This is a genomic window from Priestia sp. 53B2, assembly GCF_056099005.1.
This window is the reverse complement of the sequence record NZ_JBLZXA010000020.1, coordinates 825,367-846,859: the sequence shown is the minus strand read 5'-3', so window position 1 is coordinate 846,859 and position 21,493 is coordinate 825,367. Positions and strand designations below refer to the sequence as shown.

Below are 21,493 nucleotides of genomic sequence, written 5' to 3'. Positions count from 1 at the left end.
AAAATGTACATATATTTGCACAAAAAGCAGTTTAGCCGCTTAAGCAACTAAACTGAACTACCTCAGACAAGCATCATTCATATACCTATACCCTGGATGGTAAAACAAAAAACCTCCTTACGGGGAGGTTTTTTCACTGGTTTTTCACGCATGACGATGACTTTTTACGAGTTGGTATAACCCGACTCTTTTTCTTTTTTAGGCCAAACGAAATTAGAAAGAGATAATAAGAAATCAATTCCTACAATAACTGTCCAAAATTCCACTACATTGTGCAGCACGTTGGTTTTTCCATTTGGTACTATATACATCATCGCCGCTAAAAGAGTTGCCCCAATAGCGTAAGCAACAAGATGCTGTATCCATGACTTAAAATAATGCTTTGCATATTCTTTTCCATAGCGCCTACGAGGTTTCTCTCCGCTTTTCATCACATAATATTGAAAGCGTTCATCTGCCCATTGAATCATACTTTTTCCAAAAGCGATCGAAATTCCAATATACACGGCTGCAATAGCGTGAGCATAGGTCGCTGTAGCACCTCCGTAAAGGTCTACGCTCGTCACAATCAGAAGAACAAAATCAACAACAGGTGTTAGAGCTAAAATAAAAAAACTGAGCTTTTGTTTTTTAAACATATACCTTGTTGCTAATCCTAAAATGATGACTATCCAAAAAGCGATTTCACATGCAATAATCATCCAGGCTATTAAATTCAAATAATCCCCTCTCTTCCTCTCGTCCAACGAATAGACAATAGGTTTTAAATAAAAAATTTTATGCGCAAGTTTATTTTTATTTACATACATCCTGCTTCATAACCCTACGGCTTATTCCATCCTCAGCTAGGTTCTAAGATTCATTGAACCGCATTTGCTAGGCGGATCTTTTAAATCGATATCTATAATACTCCCAGCTCATTCCTGCCGCGATTCCAATCGAATAGGCTAGTATATCGCTCCATAAGAAACCATATCCCAGAATGAGCCCTCCTAGCGCAGTTTTTCTTATGTCATCAATCCACCGAGCCTGATACAGCTGTGTAAATTCAATGAAGTAACAAAACACTATAGCAAACATACTAATCATTTTTGTCTTCCATGCAGGAAACAAAAAACCCGCGCTGACAAAAATCATTAAGGCCCATAACGAATCTCCCGCATATATATTTACGATGTGAGGAAGATACGCGGTAAGTTTTCTTGATAAAAGGCCTGCTCCCATGATAACAAAAGCTAGAAGAAGATATACCCATCTATTTCTTTTATTCATTTCAAACTCCTTTTTTCTTCTTAAATACTCCGTAGCAATAAGCCTTCACTGTATAATTTTATCAGAACCGCAGACTGTTAAATACCGCTTTTTTTCATTTTTTACAGCTTCCCCCTACGTATATATGACAACTGTCATAGTTTCTATATGACACGTATGTCTTAAATAGTCAGAAAAATCCCTTTATACTGAGGGTAATATACGGTGATGAAAGGAATTTCATATGACTATACAAAAACAAAAGAATTTACGAAAACAAGTTGCACCTTTTGAAAAAGCAGTAATGAAAGACAGCATAAGACAATTGATCAATACTTTTTTACCTTTTTTCACACTCTGGTTTCTCGCTTATGAGAGCCTTTCAATTTCTTATTTTTTAGCATTTCCGCTAACTGTTATCGCAGCAGGGTTTTTAGTAAGAATATTCATTATTTTTCATGACTGTTGTCACTACTCTTTCTTTAAGAGTAGACAACACAATAAAATTCTCGGAACAATTACCGGTGTCTTAACGATGTTTCCTTACAGTCAATGGGGACATAGCCATGCAATTCACCATGCAACAAGCAGCAACTTAGATAAAAGAGGTACGGGTGACATTTGGGTGTTAACCGTAACAGAATATAAAGAAGCTTCTATTTGGAAAAAAATCGCTTACCGTATCTATCGCAACCCGTTCATTATGTTCGGCGTGGGACCTATATATGTATTTTTGATTACAAACCGATTCAATCGAAAAAATGCGAAGAAAAAAGAAAGAATGAATACGTATCTTACAAATGTATTGATCGTTGCATTAGCAGCAGCGACCTGCTGGTTGGTAGGTTGGCAGGCGTTCCTATTAATTCAAGGACCGATTTTCTTCATTTCAGGTTCAATTGGAATTTGGCTGTTTTATGTACAGCATCAGTTTGAAGATTCTTATTTTGAAGAAGATGAGCACTGGGATTATGTAAAAGCAGCCGTTGAAGGAAGTTCATTTTACAAGCTTCCAAAACTATTGCAATGGCTAACAGGCAATATTGGGTTTCACCATGTACATCATTTAAGTCCAAGAGTGCCCAACTATAAGCTTGAAGCTGTTCATCAACACACAGAGCCTCTTCAAAATGTACCAACCATTACACTCGCAACAAGCCTTCGCTCTCTTCGATTCCGTTTATGGGATGAAGAAAACAAAATGTTTGTGAGCTTTAAAGAAATTAAAAAACGCTCAGCTGCACCAAAAGCAAGCAGAATTTCATCTCAAACAAAAGCAGAACTTTAATAAAACAGTCAAGCTTTCAAAAGCTTGACTGTTTTATCTATCCGCCTAAACTTATTTCATTCTACTTTGTGGTAAACTAATAGTGTATTTTAACAAGTAAACGAGGTTCTTTATGAAAAAATATACGTTTTTCCAAAAAATCACTGGGCTATCTCCTTACATATGGACGGTATTTGCCATTTTACCATTTTATTTTATCTTACAGTCTTCATCCATGAATCACATTATTGTTGGTTCGTTACTTACCATCTTATTTTTTATTTTCTATCGTTTTGCATTTGTTTCAACAGACAAGTCCGTTTACGTATGGACGGCTTTGTTAATCGTTATTTCCTTAGCCCTAACAACTATTTTTAATTATATTTACTTTGCCTTTTACTTTGCTTTCTTTATCGCTTATTTTATTGGAAATATCCAAAAACGGCTCGCTTTCTTTACTTTGTATGCTGTTCATTTAATTAGCACCGTTATTTCTGTAAACTTTAACGTTGTTATGCAAGAAGAGATCTTTTTAAAACAGCTTCCTTTCATTTTTGTAATTTCCATCAGTGTGATTGTACTGCCATTTAGCATTTATAACCGGAAGAAGCGAGACCGGCTGGAAGAACAGCTTGAAGATGCAAATAAACGTATTTCTGAGCTTGTAAAACAAGAAGAACGCCAGCGGATAGCTCGCGATCTGCACGATACGTTGGGACAAAAGCTGTCTCTTATCGGTCTAAAAAGCGATTTAGCAAGAAAACTTATTGCAAAAGATCCTGAAAAAGCAAAATCAGAATTAAAAGATGTCCAGCAAACAGCGCGTACGGCTCTTAATGAAGTGAGAAACATGGTTTCTCAAATGCGTGGAATCCGCCTTAGTGAAGAACTAAAACGCGTTCAAGAGCTTTTAGAAGCTGCCGAAATTAAGTTTGTAGGAGAAAAGGCCATTTCATTAGAGAATGTGTCGTTGCTAATTGAAAATATTCTTAGCATGTGCTTAAAAGAAGCAGTAACCAATGTGGTCAAACATAGTCAAGCCACCGTTTGCACGATTACTTTACATCAGTCTGCAAAAGAAGTAGGCATAACGGTAGAAGACAATGGAGTTGGTATTAATACGAAGAAAATCTGCTGGAAAGGAAACGGTCTTTTAGGAATGAAAGAACGGCTGGAGTTTGTAAACGGCCATCTTGATATCTCCAGTCAAGGGGGGACGATTATTCATATTACAGTTCCAAACATCGTCAAACATATTAAGGAGGAACAATTATGATTCGAATTGTCATTGCCGAAGATCAGCAAATGATGTTAGGGGCTTTAGGCTCTTTGTTAAATTTAGAGGATGACATGGAAGTTGTCGGAAAAGCTTCAAATGGGGAACAAGCCGTATCACTTGCTAAGCAGCACCAGCCAGATATATGCGTAATGGATATCGAGATGCCTCTTAAAACTGGGCTTGAAGCTGCAGAGGAACTGAAAGATTTAAACTGCAAAGTCATCATTTTGACAACGTTCGCTCGCTCCGGCTATTTTCAAAGAGCTTTGAAAGCAGGCGTAAGCGGATACTTGCTAAAAGATAGTCCAAGTGAAGAACTCGCAAATTCCATTCGAAGCGTGATGGCAGGCAGACGCCTCTATGCTCCGGAATTAGTGGATGACTTATATAGTGAATCTACCAGTCCTCTTACAGCTAGAGAGAAAGAAGTATTAGCTCTAGTAGCTGATGGAAAAAACACAAAAGAAATTGCTGACGAACTATCTATTAAGACTGGAACGGTGCGCAATTATATTTCTACCATTCTGGACAAACTCGAAGTAAAGAACCGCATTGAAGCCATTACTCGCTTTAAGGAAAAAGGCTGGTTCAAATGAAAAAAGCATGCATCAAACCGAGATGCATGCTTTTTAATCATTTGGCAATTTATCGTACCCTAATTTGTCGATGATCACAACATGCTCGGGGAATTCATCAAGCAGCTGCTGTTTTGTGAATAATTCAAAGTCACGGAAATCAAAACCTGGTGCGACCATGCATCCAACGAGAGAAAACGTATTCTCATTTGCCACAGAGGAACCAAAAATCGTATCTCTTGGAACTAAAAATTGAGGAACTTCTCCACTTTCTAAGTTTGTACCTAGTTTTACTTCTTGATAGGTTCCGTCGCGGTAAATAATATGAATGGTTAAAGGGCTTCCCCCATGATAGTACCATAGTTCATCTGATTGCAGCCGGTGGAAATGCGATACATCTTGAGACCTTAATAAAAAGTAAATACTCGTGTATAGAAATCGTTTATCATCAAACTGCGATGACACTTCTTTATCAGAAATTTCATCATTGGAGCGATAGGTTTGTTTATAAAACCCTCCTTCTGGATGAGGCTGAAGCTCAAGCTTTGAAATCCAATATTCCCACTTATGTAAATCCATTACGTTCCTTCCCTTCCTTTTTCTTTTATCATTAACTACATCATAGTAAATCATTCTTTCTAACACAACAAACGGCTTCATTATTCCATCAGGAAAAATGAAGCCGCTTACCACTGGTATCTTATCATTACATCCTACCCTTTCTGTTAGCACGGCTATATCTATACCTGCTAGAATGGCAGCAATGAAATAAATATGTCATATACAAATCTAACTGAAATCGATCTCCCTCAATGAAACATTGAAACGGCTGTTCTCTGCCTTGATCATTTTTTGCAGATGAACGCTGCTTAAACGGGACAATATTCATCTCTTTTCCCCCTCAGACAGATGTACTTTTTAGTGTAAATGCTGATGACAAACGTAATATTTTTTGATAAAAGTGAGGGCTGCCTGTGCATCTTGAATGCCAAGCTTTTTACAAACGCCAGCTAACATGAGCAGTTTGTACATAACCAGCTTTTGATTATTTGTTGCCAGTACGTAATAAACAATCGTATTAGCAACTGCCCGCGGTAATCTTATTTTTTTCAACTCATATAGCGCAGCAGACGAAGACATGCCTGCTTCAGTTAAAATCTGCTCAGTTGTGTACGTCTCCAAATAGCGAGCAAGCTTTCTTTCTTTATCGTTAAATATACCTTTAGAATCGTTCATTTTCTCTCCCTCTGTTATTTTAATAATCCATTAAATGCTGCATTAATTAGCCATAATGCGATAGCTCCCCCTGATAAATAAGTGCTGAGATAGAATAATAATTCCATATACCTCCCTCCCATTTCTATCTTACCCCTTCATTTCTCTAGCTGCAGTGATATTCATCACAGGTAAAAAGTGTATTGTTGAGCTACTGAATAGCTCCGCAAAAGAGCTCGTGAGAAAGATCTCACGAGCTGCTTAGTTAGCATTTTTATTTTCGGATAAAGCGTTTAAAAATCATAATAATTAATAATACAACTACAATAACAAGCAAAAATTTCAACATGAGTTGTCCATCCCTTCAAATCAGTAAGTCATCTTTCATTAGTAAGTAGTTACCCTGTTTCGTTTTTTATAAACTGCTTACCTACTTATTTCATGCCAAAAATTATATAATAGTAGAAAATCACCTATAATAGCCCTACAAGTAAAACATAAATGGGAGTATAACCATGACTGACTATCTTCAAACATTTCTGCTTGAACATTTAGAAGCAGCTGGGTTTATCAGCATTCTCTTGAACATCCTTATTAGCATTACGGGCGTATTTCCAAGCGCACCCCTTACGTTCGTAAACGTAAAATTATTTGGTTTTTGGAACGGATTTTTACTTTCTTTTATTGGAGAAGTTTTAGGTGCAGCTCTCTCTTTTTGGCTGTATCGAAAAGGTTTCCGTACGCTTGTTCATACAAAAACACCTTCTCACTCCAAGTGGCTAAAGCTGCTGCGCGTACAAGGGAAAGAGAGTTTTATATTGATTCTTTCTTTGCGATTACTTCCCTTTGTTCCATCAGGCCTCATTACATTCTTCAGCGCTGTAGGAAAAGGCTCCTTTGCGGTATTCATTTCTGCTAGCGCACTTGGAAAAATTCCAGCGCTTTTTATTGAAGTTTATTCGGTTTATCATATTTCACAAGGATCTATGCAAGGCAAAATCATTTTAGTGGTTTTATCCATCATTTTACTTTTTTATATAAGTAAAAAATGGAAGAAAAAAGCTTAACAGACTATAAAAAGGGAAGACTATCTAAAAATAAGCAAAAACATTATCTTATATAACTGTAATAAGATAACGTATTGGAGATGGTCCATTGATTTTTCTGTTGGTTTCTGGAAGTATTATTGTTCCTATTATCATGCTCTTTTTTTCACTCAAATGGAAAGGAGCAGAGCTGATTTTTAATACGCTAGCCCTTCTTTCAGCGCTAGTATTTGGAAATATAGCTGCTGCTTCTATCTATCGTATCTTAAAAAACCATACTGTTTTTATGACGAGCATTCATGCAATCTTTTTAAATTCAGCTTTTTTATTAACCGGTGCATACCTTGGAATCTATGTATTGTATAAACTGTTAGCTCTGACCTTAAATGTAAAACAGCGTACTATGTAAAAATAGTACGCTGTTTTAAAATACAGTTTATTTTATGATTCCAGTTGGTATGCATAAAGGTGAACCATCAACCGGATTTTGAATAATAGTTGAGGATAAATTAAACACGTCTCTTATCATTTCTTCTGTAAATACTTGAGCAGAAGAACCTTCTTTGTAAATCTGACCGTTTGAAATACTGATTAAATGGTCTGCATAGCGAGCTGCTTGGTTTAAATCGTGTAAGACCATCACAATTGTACACTTTCTCTTTTGGTTTAAGGAACGAAGAAGTTCAAGCACTTCAATCTGATGAGCTAAATCTAAATATGTAGTAGGCTCATCCAACAGCAGAAGCTCGGTACCCTGTGCCAATGCCATTGCAATCCAGGCTCTCTGACGCTGTCCTCCAGAAAGAGCATCCAGTGTACGATCACTTAAATCAGACAGTTTGGTTGCCTGTAAAGCCTCCTCTACAATTTGATGATCTTCAGCAGAATAGCGAGCAAATAAGCCCTTATGAGGGTGACGACCGTAATAGCACAGCTCTTTTACTGTTAAATCTTCTGGAGCTTCAGGAGCTTGAGGCAAAATAGCCAGTTTTTTTGCTACTTCTTTTGATGAATGACGATGAATATCTTTTCCATTTAAATATATACTTCCTTCTGTAGGCTTTAATAAACGGGCCAATGAACGAAGGATTGTTGACTTTCCGCAGCCATTTGATCCAATGATTATGCTTACCTTTCCTTCTGGAATGTGAAGGTCAATATTACGAATAACTGAAGTTGAATCATATGATAGTGAAAGTTTTTCAGCAGTTAATTTTGTCATTACTGTTTCTCCTTTCCTCTATTTTTTCTGTTCACGGCGCAGTAAATATAGAAAATAAGGGGCGCCAATAACAGCTGTTACAATTCCAGCTGGAATCTCAACGGGTGGCATAACCCCTCTTCCTAAACTGTCAGCAATTAGCAGGAATAAAGCACCTACTGCTGCTGAAACTGGTAACAAGAGCTTCGAACGGCTTCCTACTAACCTCCTACCAATATGAGGAGCAATTAAACCAATAAAACCAATTGACCCAACCACAGCTACAGATAATCCTGTCAATATCACAGCCATACTCAATAGTGTATAACGAACGTATTTCGTTCGCTCTCCTAAGCCAACTGCAATCTCATCTCCTAAGTTTAAAATGTCGAGCTTAGATGCAAATATAATAATAAAAGGCACGAGTACAACACAAGGAATTAACATCCAAAGCTCACTCCAGCCTCTTCCCCATAAACTTCCTGTGAGCCAAAGAAGAGTTGTATTCACGTCATCTGGAAACTTAATCATAAAATACTGAATTCCAGCCTGACAAATAGCTCCTAACGCTACGCCAACTAAAGCCAGCGTATGAGGTTTAGCTCCTTGAGAGTAGGAAAACACCATAAGTATAACGGCTATGGCTGCTGCTCCTAAAAAAGCTGAAAGTGGCAACAGAAGCATAGAAGCAGCTGGAAATACAATTAAGATAAAAACGGCGAATAGCCCTGCTCCTTTTGTTACACCGATAACATCGGGAGATGCCAGTGGGTTTTTTAATATTCCTTGCAAAATAGCTCCTGCTACCGCTAAAGCCGCACCTACAACAATAGCAATGAGGGTGCGTGGAATACGATAATTTGTTAAAATAAATGAACTTTCTTGAGAACTCCCAGTTATTTGTTGAAAGATTGCTGCTGGGGAAATATAAACGGCTCCTACCCCTAAGCTAATTACAACCGTGATTATTAAACATAATAATAAGATACTTAAGATTTGGTAAGGATGTTTTCTTTTCATTGCTTAATGTTCCTCCCTTTTCTAGCAAGGTATAAAAAGAAAGGCGCTCCAATAAGAGCTGTTACAATCCCTACTGGCGATTCAAAAGGATATGCAATGAAACGAGACAGTACATCAGCATAAACAAGCAAGATGGCTCCTAATAGAGCTGAAAATGGCAGAATTCGCTGGTAGTCTCCCCCTACTAATTTTCTAGCTATGTGAGGTACAATGAGACCTACAAATCCAATTGGCCCCGCAACGGCAACAGATGCACCGGCAAGCATAATGACTAGTATACCTGCAAAAAAGCGAATCCATTTTACCTTTTCTCCTAACCCTGTTGCCATATTTTCTCCTAACACTAGGATCGATATAGAACGAGATGATCCAAAAGCTAGGAGAAGACCTAGAAACGACCAAGGTAAAAGAATTTTTACATGAGTCCAGTCTTTCCCGTTAATAGAACCTACAAGCCAATACAAAACGTCCGTAGCTTGTTCATTTAACACAATTACTCCTTGAGTAAGTGACGATAAAAATAAATGTACGGCCATTCCGGCAAGTGCTAGTTTCACATGAGTTGTCTTTCCGCCCGATGCGAATAAATAAACAGTTATTCCTCCTAAAGCTGCTCCTAAAAAAGCAATATACACAGTTGATTGAGAGGTAAGGTCAGGAAATAAAATAAAAGCTATTACAATCGCTAATGAAGCACCAGCATTTACTCCAAACACTTGGGGTGAAGCAAGCGAATTTCGTGTAATGGCTTGCATTAATGCTCCAGCAGCTGCCAAGCTGGCTCCAATAAGAGCTGCCAGCACAGCTCTTGGCAGTCTAAGCGTCTGTACGATTGTTGTCTGCTTAGAGTCATCAGGCGCAAAAATTGCCTTAATTACTTCTGTAAAGCTAACAGCAGAAGATCCCACAGCCACATGCAAAATCATTCCGATGATTAACAAACAAACGCTAGCTACCAACACAATGTATTTATTCATTTTTTGCTTTTGGACAAGATTTGTCATTTCCAACACACTTTCTACAGTTTTCTTTTCTAAACAAATAGAAGCAAGAATAGAATAACTATTCTCGCCTCTTTGTCAGACTCTGTTATGTTACTGCTGCTTATTGTTTAGTAACTTAACCGTATCTTTTCCAATTGCCTCAGCTGAAATCACTCCTCGGAATCTTGTCCATAAATCACGGTCTACTACAAAAACTTTATCATTTTTAACAGCTTTTAAATTTTTCCAAAGAGGATTTGTTCTCCATTCATCCGTTACAAGTTTACCTTCGTTATTTGCTAGGATTAAAATATCTGGATTAATGTCTGACAACTGTTCTAAATTCATCTCAGCATATGCTTCTTTGTTTTGCACAGCGTTCTTCAACCCTAGCTTTTCAAGAAACTCTCCATCATAAGAAGAAGACGTATGCGTTTGGAAAGAAGTATCTCTGACAACTGCTGGTAAGACTGTCTGACCACTTTCTTCTTTTAATTCATTTTTTAATTTTGAAATTGTTTCTTCATGCTCATTTAAGCGCTGTTGTGCTTTTTTTTCTTTTCCTACTGCTTTCGCAATTGTTTTAAATGAGTCTATATTTTCTTCATATGTAGATTCACGGCTTTTCAATTCAATTGTAGGTGCAATTTTGTTTAATTCTTTATAGATTGCTTTATGACGCTGCACATCGGCAATAATTAAGTCCGGCTGCAGGGAACTAATTACTTCTAAATTTGGCTGTTGACGTGTTCCTACTGAAGTATAATTGATCTTCCCACCTACGAGTTTTTCAATCATATCTTTTTTGTTGTCGTCTGCAATTCCTACTGGCTTCATTCCTAAGCCTTGCAAAGCATCTACAAAGGATAGTTCAAGAACCACTACTTTTTTTGGATTTTTAGGAACTTTTGTTTTCCCAAGCTCATGCTGAACAGATACCTTTTGACTATTATCTGAATTTTCTTTTGATGAATTTTGAGTTGACCCGCATCCTGCTAGAACAAATAAAATAGAAACAATAGCAGCTATAGTGACAAGTCTAACCTTTTTAATTTGCTTCATTTTAACGCTTCCTCCTATGTATATACTCTTTTTGACGCTGATAATCATTATCACCAATGTTATCTGTTAATTAAAGGTGCGTCAATAGTTTTCTCGTAATATGGGACATTTTTTGAATAAATAACAGAAAAATCCTTTTAATCCCTTTCTTGAAAAAGCTTTATTCCCTTCCTGTTTTACGATACACTATCTTTAATTTGCCCACATTCTACTTTATTGCACTAATGCACTTTTAAATAATCTTAATATTGGAGTGAAGATAGTGAATTCGTTTCTATTACAAATGAATACTATATTTATTAGTATTCTCATCGAAGCCCTTCCTTTTGTATTACTGGGCGTAATCATTTCAGGAATTCTTCAAATTTTTGTAACTGATGAAATGATGGCTCAAGTTATTCCTAAAAATAAATAGGTGCTGTCCTATTAGCTAGTGTGATTGGAGCTCTTTTTCCAGCCTGTGAATGTAGAATTGTTCCTATAAAGGATTTATGTATCATACGAAGGAATTGAAAAAGAATCAGTATTTTCTCTTTCGCTTTGGTATTATTCATTGTATTGCAGATTCAGGGGTATTTGGAATGCTCATTGAGTTTCCAGATGACACTGCTTTTAAAAATGATGACTGGGCAACTGTTACAGGTGAAGTCAGTACAATGTATTATCAGCCGTTCAAAAAAACCATTCCTGTTTTGAAAGTAACAAAAGTGAAGCGTGAGCAGGCTCCAAAGGACCCTTATGTATATCGAAATAACCAATAATTAAAAGCCGTTCTTTTAAATAAGAACGGCTTTTTACATTAATGAACAAACTCCATTTTTTCTTCGATCTTATGAAATTTCTCATAAAATTCCTCCGCTGAAATCGGTTTGGAGAAATAGTATCCCTGCACTTCATCACATTTTTCTTTATGAAGAAGTTCTACTTGTTCAACTTCTTCTACACCTTCTGCTACGACGGATAGCTGCAAACTTTTGGCTAGTGTAATAATGGCTCTGACAATCGATACTTCCGTTGTATTAGGATCTAAATCTTTAATAAAAGACCGGTCAATTTTCAGTGTATGAATAGGCAGCTTCTGAATATAGCTGAACGAGGAGTATCCTGAGCCAAAATCATCAATCGAAATAAATACTCCTGCATCTTTTAAGATTTGTAGCTTTTCGATTGTTTGCTCAACGTGCTTCATCGTTACACTTTCTGTAATTTCAAGTTCTAAATATCGTGATTCTAACTCTACTTCACGCAAGACACCTAACACATAATCAACAAAATCAGTTGTGCCAAAATCAACACTTGATATGTTCACACTCATTTTTAAGGGAGGAAGTCCTTGAAGCTGCCAATACTTATTTTGATGGCACGCTTTTTTTAATACCCATTTCGTCAGTGTAACAATAACGCCTGTTTCTTCAGCAATCGGAATAAATTCTGCGGGAGAAATGACGCCCATCTCGGCATGAGTCCACCGGATCAAAGCCTCCACTCCAACAATATGGCCACTTTGAATATTGACTTTCGGCTGATAGTGAAGCTCCATTTCGCCCAGCTCAAAAGCCTTGCGTAAACCATCTTCAATTCTCATTCGTCGCGTAGTATGAACCTGCATTTCTTTTTGATAAAACAGATAATGATTACGCCCTTGTTTTTTGACTTCGTACATCGCTAAATCAGCATGGTGAACTAGCACTTCAAGCGAATTTCCATCTTTAGGAAATAAACTAACTCCGATGCTTACCCCTAAATAAACATCTCTCGAGAGCACTACAAAAGGAGTGGATAAGCAGTCATTTAATGATTGACAGATTTTTTTCACTTCTTCATCCGTCCTATCATGCAGTAAAACTAAAAACTCATCTCCTCCAAAACGCGAAAGCACATCTTGGTTTCTTAGGCAGCTCTTCATTCGATCAACAACCTGAAGCATAAGCTGATCTCCAGCATGATGACCAAGCGTGTCATTTACCTGTTTGAAACGATCTAGATCTAAAAATAAGAAATGAAGCTTTTTTCCTGAAGCTGCTGCTGAATCAATGGATTTTTCTACAATGTTTGAAAACATACTTCGATTTGGTAAATCTGTTAGCATATCGTGAAAAGCCATATATTGAAGCGATTCTTGAGCTTTTTTCTGTTCCGTTACATCTCTAGTTACTGTCTGAAAAAGCGTCTCTCCATTAATTTGAATGAGCGTAGAATTTACTTCTAAAAAGAGTTCCTTACCTAACGCATTAAACATTTTCAACTGAGCTAATGGAGGTCTTGGCTCATCTTTTCTATCCTTTACTGCCTTCAATCCTTTTTTAATATCAGGAACTTGTTCAGATGAAAAGAAATCATATAACGATTTACCAACGAGCTGGTCTTCCGTTACTCCTAAAAGCTGAATCATAGCATCATTCACAGACACGACCTCTTCTTCTCGATGGACCATAATTGCCAATGGAGAGGAGTAAAACAAGTTTTCATAGCGATTTTTTGCTTCAATCAACGTTTTTTCCGCTTCGCGCTCTTGCGTCATATTGCGGATATACAGCATATACTCAACCGTCTCTTCAATTCCTACCGCCATCACCGTTATCTCAACCGTAACTTCTCTATTACTTATCAAAAGGGAGTGCTCAGTTCGTCCGTCTTGTAGAGAAGGAAATTCATAGAAGGGCAGCAACTTAACAACATTACTCCCGATTACATCTGATGCTTTAAGAGAGAAAAGCGTTTCTGCTGCATAATTGAGCGATAAAACATGTCTTTTTTCATCGATCACCAAAATAGCATCCAGGGCGGATTCAAAAAAAGCCCATTTTAAAACTTCTTGTTTTTGTACCCGTTGATCCATAAAAATGGTTAAAAACACAGCCGTAAATAGGCAGACAATAAAAAAAACAATAACGACGGATAAATATATTGGATTTAAGGCAAAACCGTTTGAGTGTTCAGACATTGACATTCCTGAAAAAGAAGCTGCCTGCATGCCCGTATAGTGCATACCTGCAATAGCAATGCCCATAATAGTAGAACAAATAACCTTAGCAAAAACGGTAAGCTTCCCTTCATTTAGCTTTGAGTAAAAACCAAGCCACAAAGCTGTATTAGAAGCAGCAACAGCAATAAGAATAGAGAGAAAAACGATAAATGGATCATATGAAACCATAATTGGCTCCATAGCCATCATGCCCAAATAGTGCATAAAAACAATTCCAGCTCCCATAAAGCTCCCTGCAATGATAAGTGCTTTTATACTTTTCTTTTGTTTGTGAATGAGGTAGAGGCCTATATAACATCCCGTTATCGCTCCCAAGATTGAGAGAAGAACAAACCATAAATTATATGAAACATCTACGGGCAAGTGAAAAGCAAGCATGGCGATAAAATGCATTGACCAAATGCCTACTCCCAATGTAAATGCCCCGCTGATTAACCAAAACTGAATAAATTTTGCCCGGGAAATTTTCACACGATTAGCTAACCCAAAAGAAGCGTACGCCGCAGTAATAGCGATAAGGAAAGAGAGTATAACGAGTAACTCATTGTACGTCCCTTCTAGTAAATGTGTATGATGATTCATTGATGACCTTCCTTCAATTCGTTCTTTTCTTTGTTATCGGTTAAGGCCTAAAAATATTTACTATTTCAAAAGAACTTATGCTTGATTTACTTCTTACCTTTTGAACGTCCTGACAATATCGCGCTCACTTTTTCCTTGTTGACGGTGTATAAACAAGTACAATCATCTGACTCATACGCCTCTTCTAGTTGAAACGAGAATTTTTTTAAAAGAGTAATTGAATCTTTATTATTAGGATCAACTTTTGCTTCAATTTCTTGTATATGAAACTCTTCAAAAGCTTTTTCTAGCAAAAGGCAGAGCGCTTCTGTCATGAGGCCTTTTTTCCAAAAAGGTCTGCCTAAATCATACCCTATCTCTGCTTGCTTTTTAACATAATCAATACGGTTTAGACCGCAGGTTCCAATGATCTCATCGGAAGTCTTTAATCGAATAGCATAGCGTGTTGCTTTCCCTTCTTTCGTCAAACTTTGGAGAAGTGCAATCATGCTTTCCGCCTGATAAAGCATCGTAAAAGGCTCAATATTCATATATCTAGTAACCTCTTCATCCGACCAATATGCAAAAACTTTAGAAGCATCTTTTTTTTGAAGAGGAGATAAATATACCCTCATCCATGTTCTCCCTCCTTTTGGTGAATGATGGAGCAAGACATTTTCATCTGCTCCTCTTTTACCTCTTAAAAAATCTCACATGGTGCACGGAACATGTGAGATTTGACATTTAACTATTCTTTGATTGTGCATCGCGCAGCTGCGTATATAAACGATTAATTGCTACAGTCATTGACTGTTCATAGGAATGATGATCATAATAAACCGCTATATTTTTTAACATTTCATACGTTTGATGATCGAGCTGCACCTCAAGCGTAATTTTTTCGTCAATTGTTGCTGTTTGCAAATGATGAGGCAAGTCCTCTTTTGTAGATACTTGCTCTGCAATATGAATTGCTTCTTCTACTGTTTCAATTCGGCCGTACTGATGCACCCATCTTCTGCCCATTTCAATCGTATCTTTTACAAACTGACGATTGGTAATGGTATCTTTAATATTAAATTGATGATCTGCCACATATACGGATTGATACAAGATTACACTGATCACTTCGTCTTTTAAATTTAATTTTCTCAGCTCATCAATTAAATCCGCTATATATTTAGGTAATGGACTAAATGTCCCCCGCACTTCCTTAATTAAATCCATGGCAATGGATTCAGTTGAATTGCGTTTAAATGCTTTTATAATATCTATCATTACATGTTCGTTTGCCATACATACACCACCATTTATGAATCGAATAATTTCATGTTCCTTGCTGCTTTGCATAGACATTCACTATTCGTTTAAAATATATACTATTATTCTATTATATAAAAAATATGAATAAGTTGGTATAGGATGAATGATTTATCATTATTTTTTCATAAAATCTTATGAAAAAGAACATGTTTATCTATTACTAGCACAAATCTAGCACAGCAAACAATGGTCTCGCCAAAATCTGAGAAGAGAAGCATTTATTATTAGTAAATGTGAGTTTTTCTTTGATAGAAGACATTAAATAAAAGGGCCCAAACCAATCCCGCTTATTGAAGTATATGATCAAAAGATTTTTAGATGTTAGATGACAGAAGGTATCCAATATCAGCAATTAATCTCCTTCCCTGTTCATTGTCACTTAGTCCATCTATCAAAACAACGGCATAATACGTTTCGTTACCTCGCATGAGAATAGCACTATCATGTTCTGCTCCCTGTAGTTCTCCAGTCTTATTCGCAGCTTGAAACGCTGATCCTATACGTGCTGGAAGCTTATGCTGAAACTGCTGCATTTCTAACATTCTCATTATTTTTTCGCGACTAGATTTTTGCAAAAAGTTTCCTTCATATATTTCCCTTAAACACTTTACTACGTCAGAGGCACACGTATAATTATCAATCCCTTTTTCAACAGCGATTTCGTCCATCATATAGCGGTTTAAAAGGGTTTTCTTTAATCCTAGATCTTTAGCACATTCGTTAATTTTTTCAAATCCTACTAAAGAAATGAGCTCATTTGTAGCTGTGTTGTCAGAAACAATTATCATAAGGGTAAGCAGCTCTTCCACTTTAATATGTGTTAACCGCGGAAGAGCTTTAAGTACGCCTGCTCCGCCAACCGTGTTTTTTTCCATTCTTTGAATGACAGATGTTAAAGCCAAGATACCCTCATCAATTTGACGAAACGCTTCTATTGCAAGCAACAGCTTGATTGTACTTGCTGCTCGTTGTTGGATAAAAGAATTAATCTGTATGGATTCTTTTCCTTCAATATGAATACGTATAAGTCCATTATTACTCCGCTTCCATGTAGTAACTGCATCTTCTATTTTCATTCTCGCTCTTTCCATCATTTTGTCGCAGCTGTTTCAATATAGTTGTTACTGACTATCTTTTGATTGTATAAGTGACAGGCTACAAAGTGATTGTCTTCAACTTCCTGCCACTCTGGCTTTTGAGTCTTACAGGCTGCTACTGTAAGAGGACAGCGCGTATTAAACACGCAGCCAGAGGGCGGGTTAATTGGACTCGGTAATTCTCCTTTAAGAACAATTCGCTTCCGATTATCCTCAACGTCAGGATCAGGGATAGGAATAGCTGACAGTAGAACTTGAGTGTAAGGGTGAAGCGGTTTTTGATACAGCTCCGAACTTGTTGTTAATTCTACTAGATGCCCTAAATACATAACTCCAATACGATTGCTTATATGCTTTACCATCGACAAGTCATGTGCAATAAATAAATAAGTTAACCCTTTTTCTTTTTGGAGTTTTTTTAATAAATTAACTACTTGAGCCTGTACAGACACATCTAAAGCAGAAATAGGTTCGTCTGCAATAATGCATTCTGGATTTAGTGCTAAAGCTCTCGCAATCCCTATACGCTGGCGCTGCCCGCCGCTGAATTCATGAGGATAGCGATTGGCATGATCACGATTTAGCCCGACATCTTCTAGCAACTCATACACGCGGTTCAGCATCTCTTTTTTATTCGAATAAAGTCCGTGAACCTCCATTGGTTCTGAGATAATCTCCTTCACGGTAGAACGAGGGTTTAGTGAAGCATATGGATCTTGAAAAATCATTTGCATATTACGATGAAAAGCAAATTTTTCTTTCTCTGATAGCTCATGCACGTTTTTCCCTTTATAAAGCACCTCTCCTGATGTACGGTTATACAACCCAATGATTGTTCGCCCGGCAGTTGATTTTCCGCAGCCGGATTCACCAACAAGTCCAAAGGTTTCTCCTTTTGAAATGTGAAAAGACACGCCGTCTACTGCTTTCAAAACCTGCTTATTCGTAATCGGAAAATATTTGCTCAGCTGCTTTACTTCTAACAAATGCTTCGTTGTCATAACTGCCACCTCCTAATAATAGCGCCGGGCTGCGCACAGCTCTTCTTCATAAAGCGTTCCTTTTAATTCAATCAGTTCAACGGTTTTACCTGTTTTAGGTGAATGAAGCATTTTTCCTTTACCATAATAAATACCAACATGGTGGATAGACCCTTCACCTTTTTCATGAGCGAAAAACAGCAAATCCCCAGGTTGAATAGAGGCTAACCCTACTTCTTTTCCTTGCCTTGCTTGATCGGTTGCATCTCTTGGAATAAGATATCCGTTTGCTTTATGAGTAGCATAGGCAAACCCGGAACAATCATATCCCCAGGCACTCATGCCACCCCATAAATATGGAAGATTCAAAAACTGTTCTCCTGCTGCAATAATCATATCCCCAGTTCCTTTTACTTTACGGTTTCTATCCTCTACTACAACAGCATCTTGACGTTTTATTCTCCCACTGCCAACCGGCGTTTGAACTTCTAGCCATTCTTTATCTTCTTTTAAAAGAGGCAGCTGCGTTTGATAACTAATTTGCAAGGCTTTTTCCGCTAGGTGCAGGGTCGCAATCGTTGCTGATACCACTGCCGTTGGTTTATTCAATGGAAAATATTCAGCTTGAGAAATCAGTTGGTGGAAAGGAACCCACCCGGGATATCCTCTTTCATCTTTAGAAGAAAACTGAGAAGGAATAACGATTTTTGCCCATTTACCTTTCATTTCCGTTACATATACTTCTTCTCCTAGTAACAGCTGCGTTTGAACTAAATTTTTCTCACAAAGCTCCAACCGGCGTGTATACGTTAATTGTTCTAGCCATTTATCCAGTTTTACTGGGAAACTTATTGCATTGTCATCTATTTCTCTGCTAGAGTCATAGGAAGTCCAAACAGTCGCCACAGCTACACAAACGTAATACGCTTTTTTATCCATCACTTATTTATCCTCCCCGCAGGTTTAAACTTCAGCGTTCGACTTTATCTTTTGGTAATGTAATACCGGATTCAAATTCCACCATTCGTTCATAAGTCGACATCGTGGCATAGCTTCCAATCGCCACAGCTGTTTGAGGAGAGCAATGCCCGATGCGAAACCCTCTCATAACAGGCTTTTTTAAAGAAGTCAGGTAACTTGTTAATGCCTCTTCTAATGAAAGCGACTCCGTACGTTTTTTAGGATAGCAGTTATGAAAATCTCCGATAATAATTCCCGCTGAATCCTGCAGTTTATTGGCCATATACAGCTGTGTCATCATGCGGTCAATTTCATACGGCTCTTCCTCAATATCTTCAATAAATAAAATTCGATTTTTTGTATCTAGTTCAAATGGTGTGCCAAGCGTGCTTACCAGCAAAGTAAGATTTCCTCCTATCAGCTGACCAGTTGCTTCTCCTTCACAAATAGTGTCGAGCGGACTAATTTGATCCGTATAGCACAAAGAACGGTGAGAAAATAATTGATAAAAAGCTTGCTTCGTCTCTATATGAACATCTTCTTTTCCGAGATCCGACGAAAGCATTGGCCCGTGAAAGGTAACCAAACCTGTGCGCTGATGAATAGCCGTATGTAAAAACGTAATATCGCTATACCCCCAAAAAACCTTTGGGTTTCGCTTAATTAAATCGTAGTTTAATTGCGAGGCAAGCCTAGCAGTCCCGTACCCTCCGCATGCACAGATAATTGCCTTTACTTCCTTATTGGCAAACATCGCATGTATATCGGCTGCTCGCTGTTCATCAGTCCCTGCCAAGTACCCGTTTTTTTTATATAAATGCGCGCCTGTTACTACGTTTAATCCTATTTCCTTTAAATATTCTATTCCTTTTTTTAGATTGTGCTGATTAGGCGGACTAGCAGGTGCAATAACAGCTACTGTATCACCTTTTTGTAATGGTTTTGGTTTTATCATTTGTTGCACTCCTTTTGTGTAAAGAAATGAAGAAAGTGAAACTTGGGTCAGAAGGGAATTGAAATCCCCTCTGACGAAAAGTTCCACTTTACTGTTTATCTGCCCACTTCAAATCTAAATAGCCAACAGGATGACGAACAATTCCAGATACGTTATCTTTGATTAAAAACACATAGTTGTAGAAATGGATAGGAATGATCGGCATCTCATCAAATAAAATACCTTCTGCTTTATACATAAGCTCAAAACGTTTTTTATTATCCGTTTCGTTCATAGCTTGTTTAATTAACTCATCATATTCTTTATTGCTCCAAGCTGTACGGTTCATTGAATGACCCGTCTGGAAGCTCTCTAAAAAGTTAATTGGATCTGCGTAATCAGCTAAAAATGAACTTCGTGACAGCTGAAACTTTAACGCTTTTTGTTCTTCTTGAAAAACATTCCATTCCATATTGGCAAGCTTCACATCTACGCCTAGATTTTCTTTGAACATTTGCTGCAGTGCTTCTGCTATTTTTTTATGCGTATCGTCTGTACTGTATGTTAGCGTAATAGCTGGCAGCTTTTTATATCCTTCTTCTTTCATTCCTTTTTTCAGAAGTGCTTTTGCTTCTTTGCCATCTGTTTTTAATAAGCCGCCGCCCGTTTTACGGAAATCCTTTCCATCTGCATCTTTAAATCCGTAAGATACGAACCCACGAGCTGGTTTTTCTTTATTCTTTGTAACAAAATTAACAATTTGATCTTGATCTACAGCCATTGCAAATGCTTTACGGATATTTTTGTTTTGAAAGGGCTCTTTATCTAAGTTAAAGCGATAGAAGTAAGTTCCCGCTTGGTCTTCGATATGAACATCTCCATCTTTCAGCAGCTTTTCACTTAAATCCGATGGAATTTCAGAAACATCTAGTTCTCCATTTTGATACATTTGATATTCTGTGTTTGTATTTTCAACAATTGCCCATTTTACCTTGTCGAGCTTTACATTTTCAGCATCCCAATACTGATCGTTTCTTTCCATGACTAGATTATTGTTATGCTTCCATTGAGTTAATTTGAAGGGACCATTAGCAACAAACGAATCTGCTTCTGCAAACCATTTCGGATTTTTTGTTGCTACTTTTTCATTAATTGGGAAGAACGCTGGATTGGAAACTACGCTTAAGAAATAGGCTTGAGGGCTTTTAAGCGTAACTTCAAAGGTTTTGTCATCTAGCGCTTTTACCTCTACTTGATCAGCACTACCTTTACCCGTATTAAATTCTTCTCCACCTTGGATGAAATAACCTAAAAATGCCGCTGGAGAACCCGTCTTAGGATCTAACAGCCTCTTCCAAGCAAATACGAAATCACTTGCTTTCACGTCATCTCCATTTGACCATTTAGCATCTTTTCGTAAATGAAACGTATAGACCTTTTTGTCCTCAGAGATATCCCATTTCTCGGCCATTGCTCCTTCAGGCTCATCGCTTTTTCCTAAACGAGTCAGCCCTTCCATTAAGTTATTAAGCATATTCCATGAATATGAATCAAATCCAATAGGTGGATCAAAAGACGTAGGTTCTGCGCCATTATTCATATAAAGGACCTTACCGTCTTCTTTTGCTGTACTGCTTTTCTTTTCTGGCCCCGCGCCTGAATCTTTTGTGGCCGTACAGGCAGCAAGTGCAAATATAAGTACACACATCATTAGTAAAGACCCTATTTTTTTCATCATTTCCCCCTCTTTCAT

Annotated in this window: 21 protein-coding genes and 2 pseudogenes; 7 read left to right on the top strand and 16 right to left on the bottom strand. The window is 37.5% G+C overall.

Annotation, left to right across the window (positions count from 1 at the left end):
- Positions 1-164 precede the first annotated feature (164 nt).
- On the bottom strand, positions 165-719 hold the full coding sequence (locus ACN6NE_RS18445) for a hypothetical protein (protein ID WP_474326388.1): 555 nt from the start codon (positions 717-719) through the stop codon (positions 165-167).
- Positions 720-876: 157 nt separating this feature from the next.
- Positions 877-1,272, bottom strand: a complete 396-nt coding sequence (locus ACN6NE_RS18440; RefSeq protein ID WP_129707305.1) for a ribosomal maturation YjgA family protein — start codon at positions 1,270-1,272, stop codon at positions 877-879.
- Positions 1,273-1,495: 223 nt separating this feature from the next.
- On the opposite strand from ACN6NE_RS18440, the gene desA reads away from it, so the two are divergent.
- The 3 genes from desA (at position 1,496) to ACN6NE_RS18425 (ending at position 4,393) form a co-directional block, all read left to right on the top strand.
- Complete coding sequence (gene desA, locus ACN6NE_RS18435) at positions 1,496-2,539, top strand: Delta(5) desaturase DesA (RefSeq protein WP_129707303.1); 1,044 nt, start codon at positions 1,496-1,498, stop codon at positions 2,537-2,539.
- A gap of 112 nt (positions 2,540-2,651) precedes the next feature.
- Positions 2,652-3,794: a sensor histidine kinase gene (locus ACN6NE_RS18430; RefSeq protein ID WP_129707301.1), complete on the top strand. Its 1,143-nt coding sequence runs from the start codon at positions 2,652-2,654 to the stop codon at positions 3,792-3,794.
- The gene (locus ACN6NE_RS18425; protein WP_013056197.1) at positions 3,791-4,393 is read left to right on the top strand and encodes a response regulator transcription factor; all 603 of its coding nucleotides are present in this window, start codon (positions 3,791-3,793) and stop codon (positions 4,391-4,393) included. Before ACN6NE_RS18430 ends, ACN6NE_RS18425 begins: the two co-directional genes overlap by 4 nt.
- Before the next feature lie 33 nt (positions 4,394-4,426).
- Here the strand turns inward: ACN6NE_RS18425 and ACN6NE_RS18420 are convergent, their stop codons facing one another.
- The gene (locus ACN6NE_RS18420; protein ID WP_129707299.1) at positions 4,427-4,951 is read right to left on the bottom strand and encodes a cupin domain-containing protein; all 525 of its coding nucleotides are present in this window, start codon (positions 4,949-4,951) and stop codon (positions 4,427-4,429) included.
- A 339-nt stretch (positions 4,952-5,290) separates the two neighbouring features.
- Positions 5,291-5,608 (bottom strand): hypothetical protein, encoded by a 318-nt coding sequence (locus ACN6NE_RS18415; RefSeq protein ID WP_013056195.1) that lies wholly within the window; start codon positions 5,606-5,608, stop codon positions 5,291-5,293.
- A gap of 494 nt (positions 5,609-6,102) precedes the next feature.
- Here ACN6NE_RS18415 and ACN6NE_RS18410 point away from each other — a divergent pair, with 494 nt between their 5' ends.
- Both ACN6NE_RS18410 and ACN6NE_RS18405 read left to right on the top strand, forming a co-directional pair.
- A complete protein-coding gene (locus tag ACN6NE_RS18410; protein ID WP_116073263.1) occupies positions 6,103-6,654 on the top strand; it encodes a TVP38/TMEM64 family protein in 552 nt (183 codons plus the stop codon).
- Between the two features lie 88 nt (positions 6,655-6,742).
- Positions 6,743-7,042, top strand: coding sequence for a transposase (locus tag ACN6NE_RS18405; protein WP_129707293.1), 300 nt, complete (start codon positions 6,743-6,745; stop codon positions 7,040-7,042).
- A 27-nt stretch (positions 7,043-7,069) separates the two neighbouring features.
- Here ACN6NE_RS18405 and ACN6NE_RS18400 read toward each other — a convergent pair whose 3' ends face one another.
- The 4 genes from ACN6NE_RS18400 to ACN6NE_RS18385 form a co-directional block, all read right to left on the bottom strand.
- Positions 7,070-7,855, bottom strand: a complete 786-nt coding sequence (locus tag ACN6NE_RS18400; RefSeq protein ID WP_129707290.1) for an ABC transporter ATP-binding protein — start codon at positions 7,853-7,855, stop codon at positions 7,070-7,072.
- Positions 7,856-7,873: 18 nt separating this feature from the next.
- Entirely contained in the window at positions 7,874-8,854 is a 981-nt protein-coding gene (locus ACN6NE_RS18395) for a FecCD family ABC transporter permease (RefSeq protein WP_129707288.1), read from the bottom strand.
- Positions 8,851-9,858, bottom strand: coding sequence for a FecCD family ABC transporter permease (locus ACN6NE_RS18390; protein ID WP_129707286.1), 1,008 nt, complete (start codon positions 9,856-9,858; stop codon positions 8,851-8,853). Before ACN6NE_RS18390 ends, ACN6NE_RS18395 begins: the two co-directional genes overlap by 4 nt.
- A gap of 90 nt (positions 9,859-9,948) precedes the next feature.
- Positions 9,949-10,899: an ABC transporter substrate-binding protein gene (locus ACN6NE_RS18385; RefSeq protein WP_474326378.1), complete on the bottom strand. Its 951-nt coding sequence runs from the start codon at positions 10,897-10,899 to the stop codon at positions 9,949-9,951.
- Positions 10,900-11,182: 283 nt separating this feature from the next.
- Here ACN6NE_RS18385 and ACN6NE_RS18380 point away from each other — a divergent pair.
- Positions 11,183-11,382 (top strand): annotated as a pseudogene (locus ACN6NE_RS18380) (permease); the annotation flags it as partial.
- Positions 11,379-11,660: pseudogene (locus ACN6NE_RS18375) on the top strand (TIGR03943 family putative permease subunit); the annotation flags it as partial. The pseudogenes ACN6NE_RS18380 and ACN6NE_RS18375, both read left to right, overlap by 4 nt.
- 38 nt (positions 11,661-11,698) lie before the next feature.
- Here ACN6NE_RS18375 and ACN6NE_RS18370 read toward each other — a convergent pair.
- The 8 genes from ACN6NE_RS18370 to ACN6NE_RS18335 form a co-directional block, all read right to left on the bottom strand.
- Entirely contained in the window at positions 11,699-14,467 is a 2,769-nt protein-coding gene (locus tag ACN6NE_RS18370) for a bifunctional diguanylate cyclase/phosphodiesterase (RefSeq protein WP_474326375.1), read from the bottom strand.
- 86 nt (positions 14,468-14,553) lie between these two features.
- Entirely contained in the window at positions 14,554-15,081 is a 528-nt protein-coding gene (locus ACN6NE_RS18365; RefSeq protein WP_474326373.1) for a GNAT family N-acetyltransferase, read from the bottom strand.
- A gap of 109 nt (positions 15,082-15,190) precedes the next feature.
- Positions 15,191-15,742, bottom strand: a complete 552-nt coding sequence (locus tag ACN6NE_RS18360; protein WP_013056190.1) for a hypothetical protein — start codon at positions 15,740-15,742, stop codon at positions 15,191-15,193.
- Positions 15,743-16,083: 341 nt separating this feature from the next.
- Entirely contained in the window at positions 16,084-16,845 is a 762-nt protein-coding gene (locus ACN6NE_RS18355) for a serine hydrolase (protein WP_474326371.1), read from the bottom strand.
- A gap of 14 nt (positions 16,846-16,859) precedes the next feature.
- A complete protein-coding gene (locus ACN6NE_RS18350; RefSeq protein ID WP_474326369.1) occupies positions 16,860-17,867 on the bottom strand; it encodes an ABC transporter ATP-binding protein in 1,008 nt (335 codons plus the stop codon).
- Positions 17,868-17,879: 12 nt separating this feature from the next.
- A complete protein-coding gene (locus ACN6NE_RS18345; RefSeq protein WP_164798338.1) occupies positions 17,880-18,785 on the bottom strand; it encodes a C40 family peptidase in 906 nt (301 codons plus the stop codon).
- A 31-nt stretch (positions 18,786-18,816) separates the two neighbouring features.
- On the bottom strand, positions 18,817-19,761 hold the full coding sequence (locus tag ACN6NE_RS18340; protein ID WP_474326367.1) for a S66 peptidase family protein: 945 nt from the start codon (positions 19,759-19,761) through the stop codon (positions 18,817-18,819).
- An 88-nt stretch (positions 19,762-19,849) separates the two neighbouring features.
- On the bottom strand, positions 19,850-21,493 hold the full coding sequence (locus ACN6NE_RS18335) for an ABC transporter substrate-binding protein (protein ID WP_474326657.1): 1,644 nt from the start codon (positions 21,491-21,493) through the stop codon (positions 19,850-19,852).

Bases quoted from the DNA above. Each gene is read 5' to 3' on its own strand.
- ACN6NE_RS18420 (WP_129707299.1), bottom strand. From the start codon at position 4,951: ATGGATTTACATAAGTGGGAATATTGGATTTCAAAGCTTGAGCTTCAG.
- ACN6NE_RS18355 (WP_474326371.1), bottom strand. From the start codon at position 16,845: ATGAAAATAGAAGATGCAGTTACTACATGGAAGCGGAGTAATAATGGA.
- ACN6NE_RS18370 (WP_474326375.1), bottom strand. From the start codon at position 14,467: ATGAATCATCATACACATTTACTAGAAGGGACGTACAATGAGTTACTC.
- ACN6NE_RS18350 (WP_474326369.1), bottom strand. From the start codon at position 17,867: ATGACAACGAAGCATTTGTTAGAAGTAAAGCAGCTGAGCAAATATTTT.
- ACN6NE_RS18410 (WP_116073263.1), top strand. From the start codon at position 6,103: ATGACTGACTATCTTCAAACATTTCTGCTTGAACATTTAGAAGCAGCT.
- ACN6NE_RS18335 (WP_474326657.1), bottom strand. From the start codon at position 21,493: ATGAAAGAGGGGGAAATGATGAAAAAAATAGGGTCTTTACTAATGATG.
- ACN6NE_RS18415 (WP_013056195.1), bottom strand. From the start codon at position 5,608: ATGAACGATTCTAAAGGTATATTTAACGATAAAGAAAGAAAGCTTGCT.
- ACN6NE_RS18345 (WP_164798338.1), bottom strand. From the start codon at position 18,785: ATGGATAAAAAAGCGTATTACGTTTGTGTAGCTGTGGCGACTGTTTGG.
- ACN6NE_RS18360 (WP_013056190.1), bottom strand. From the start codon at position 15,742: ATGGCAAACGAACATGTAATGATAGATATTATAAAAGCATTTAAACGC.
- ACN6NE_RS18340 (WP_474326367.1), bottom strand. From the start codon at position 19,761: ATGATAAAACCAAAACCATTACAAAAAGGTGATACAGTAGCTGTTATT.
- ACN6NE_RS18365 (WP_474326373.1), bottom strand. From the start codon at position 15,081: ATGAGGGTATATTTATCTCCTCTTCAAAAAAAAGATGCTTCTAAAGTT.
- ACN6NE_RS18395 (WP_129707288.1), bottom strand. From the start codon at position 8,854: ATGAAAAGAAAACATCCTTACCAAATCTTAAGTATCTTATTATTATGT.
- ACN6NE_RS18385 (WP_474326378.1), bottom strand. From the start codon at position 10,899: ATGAAGCAAATTAAAAAGGTTAGACTTGTCACTATAGCTGCTATTGTT.
- ACN6NE_RS18390 (WP_129707286.1), bottom strand. From the start codon at position 9,858: ATGACAAATCTTGTCCAAAAGCAAAAAATGAATAAATACATTGTGTTG.
- ACN6NE_RS18425 (WP_013056197.1), top strand. From the start codon at position 3,791: ATGATTCGAATTGTCATTGCCGAAGATCAGCAAATGATGTTAGGGGCT.
- ACN6NE_RS18430 (WP_129707301.1), top strand. From the start codon at position 2,652: ATGAAAAAATATACGTTTTTCCAAAAAATCACTGGGCTATCTCCTTAC.
- ACN6NE_RS18440 (WP_129707305.1), bottom strand. From the start codon at position 1,272: ATGAATAAAAGAAATAGATGGGTATATCTTCTTCTAGCTTTTGTTATC.
- ACN6NE_RS18400 (WP_129707290.1), bottom strand. From the start codon at position 7,855: ATGACAAAATTAACTGCTGAAAAACTTTCACTATCATATGATTCAACT.
- desA (WP_129707303.1), top strand. From the start codon at position 1,496: ATGACTATACAAAAACAAAAGAATTTACGAAAACAAGTTGCACCTTTT.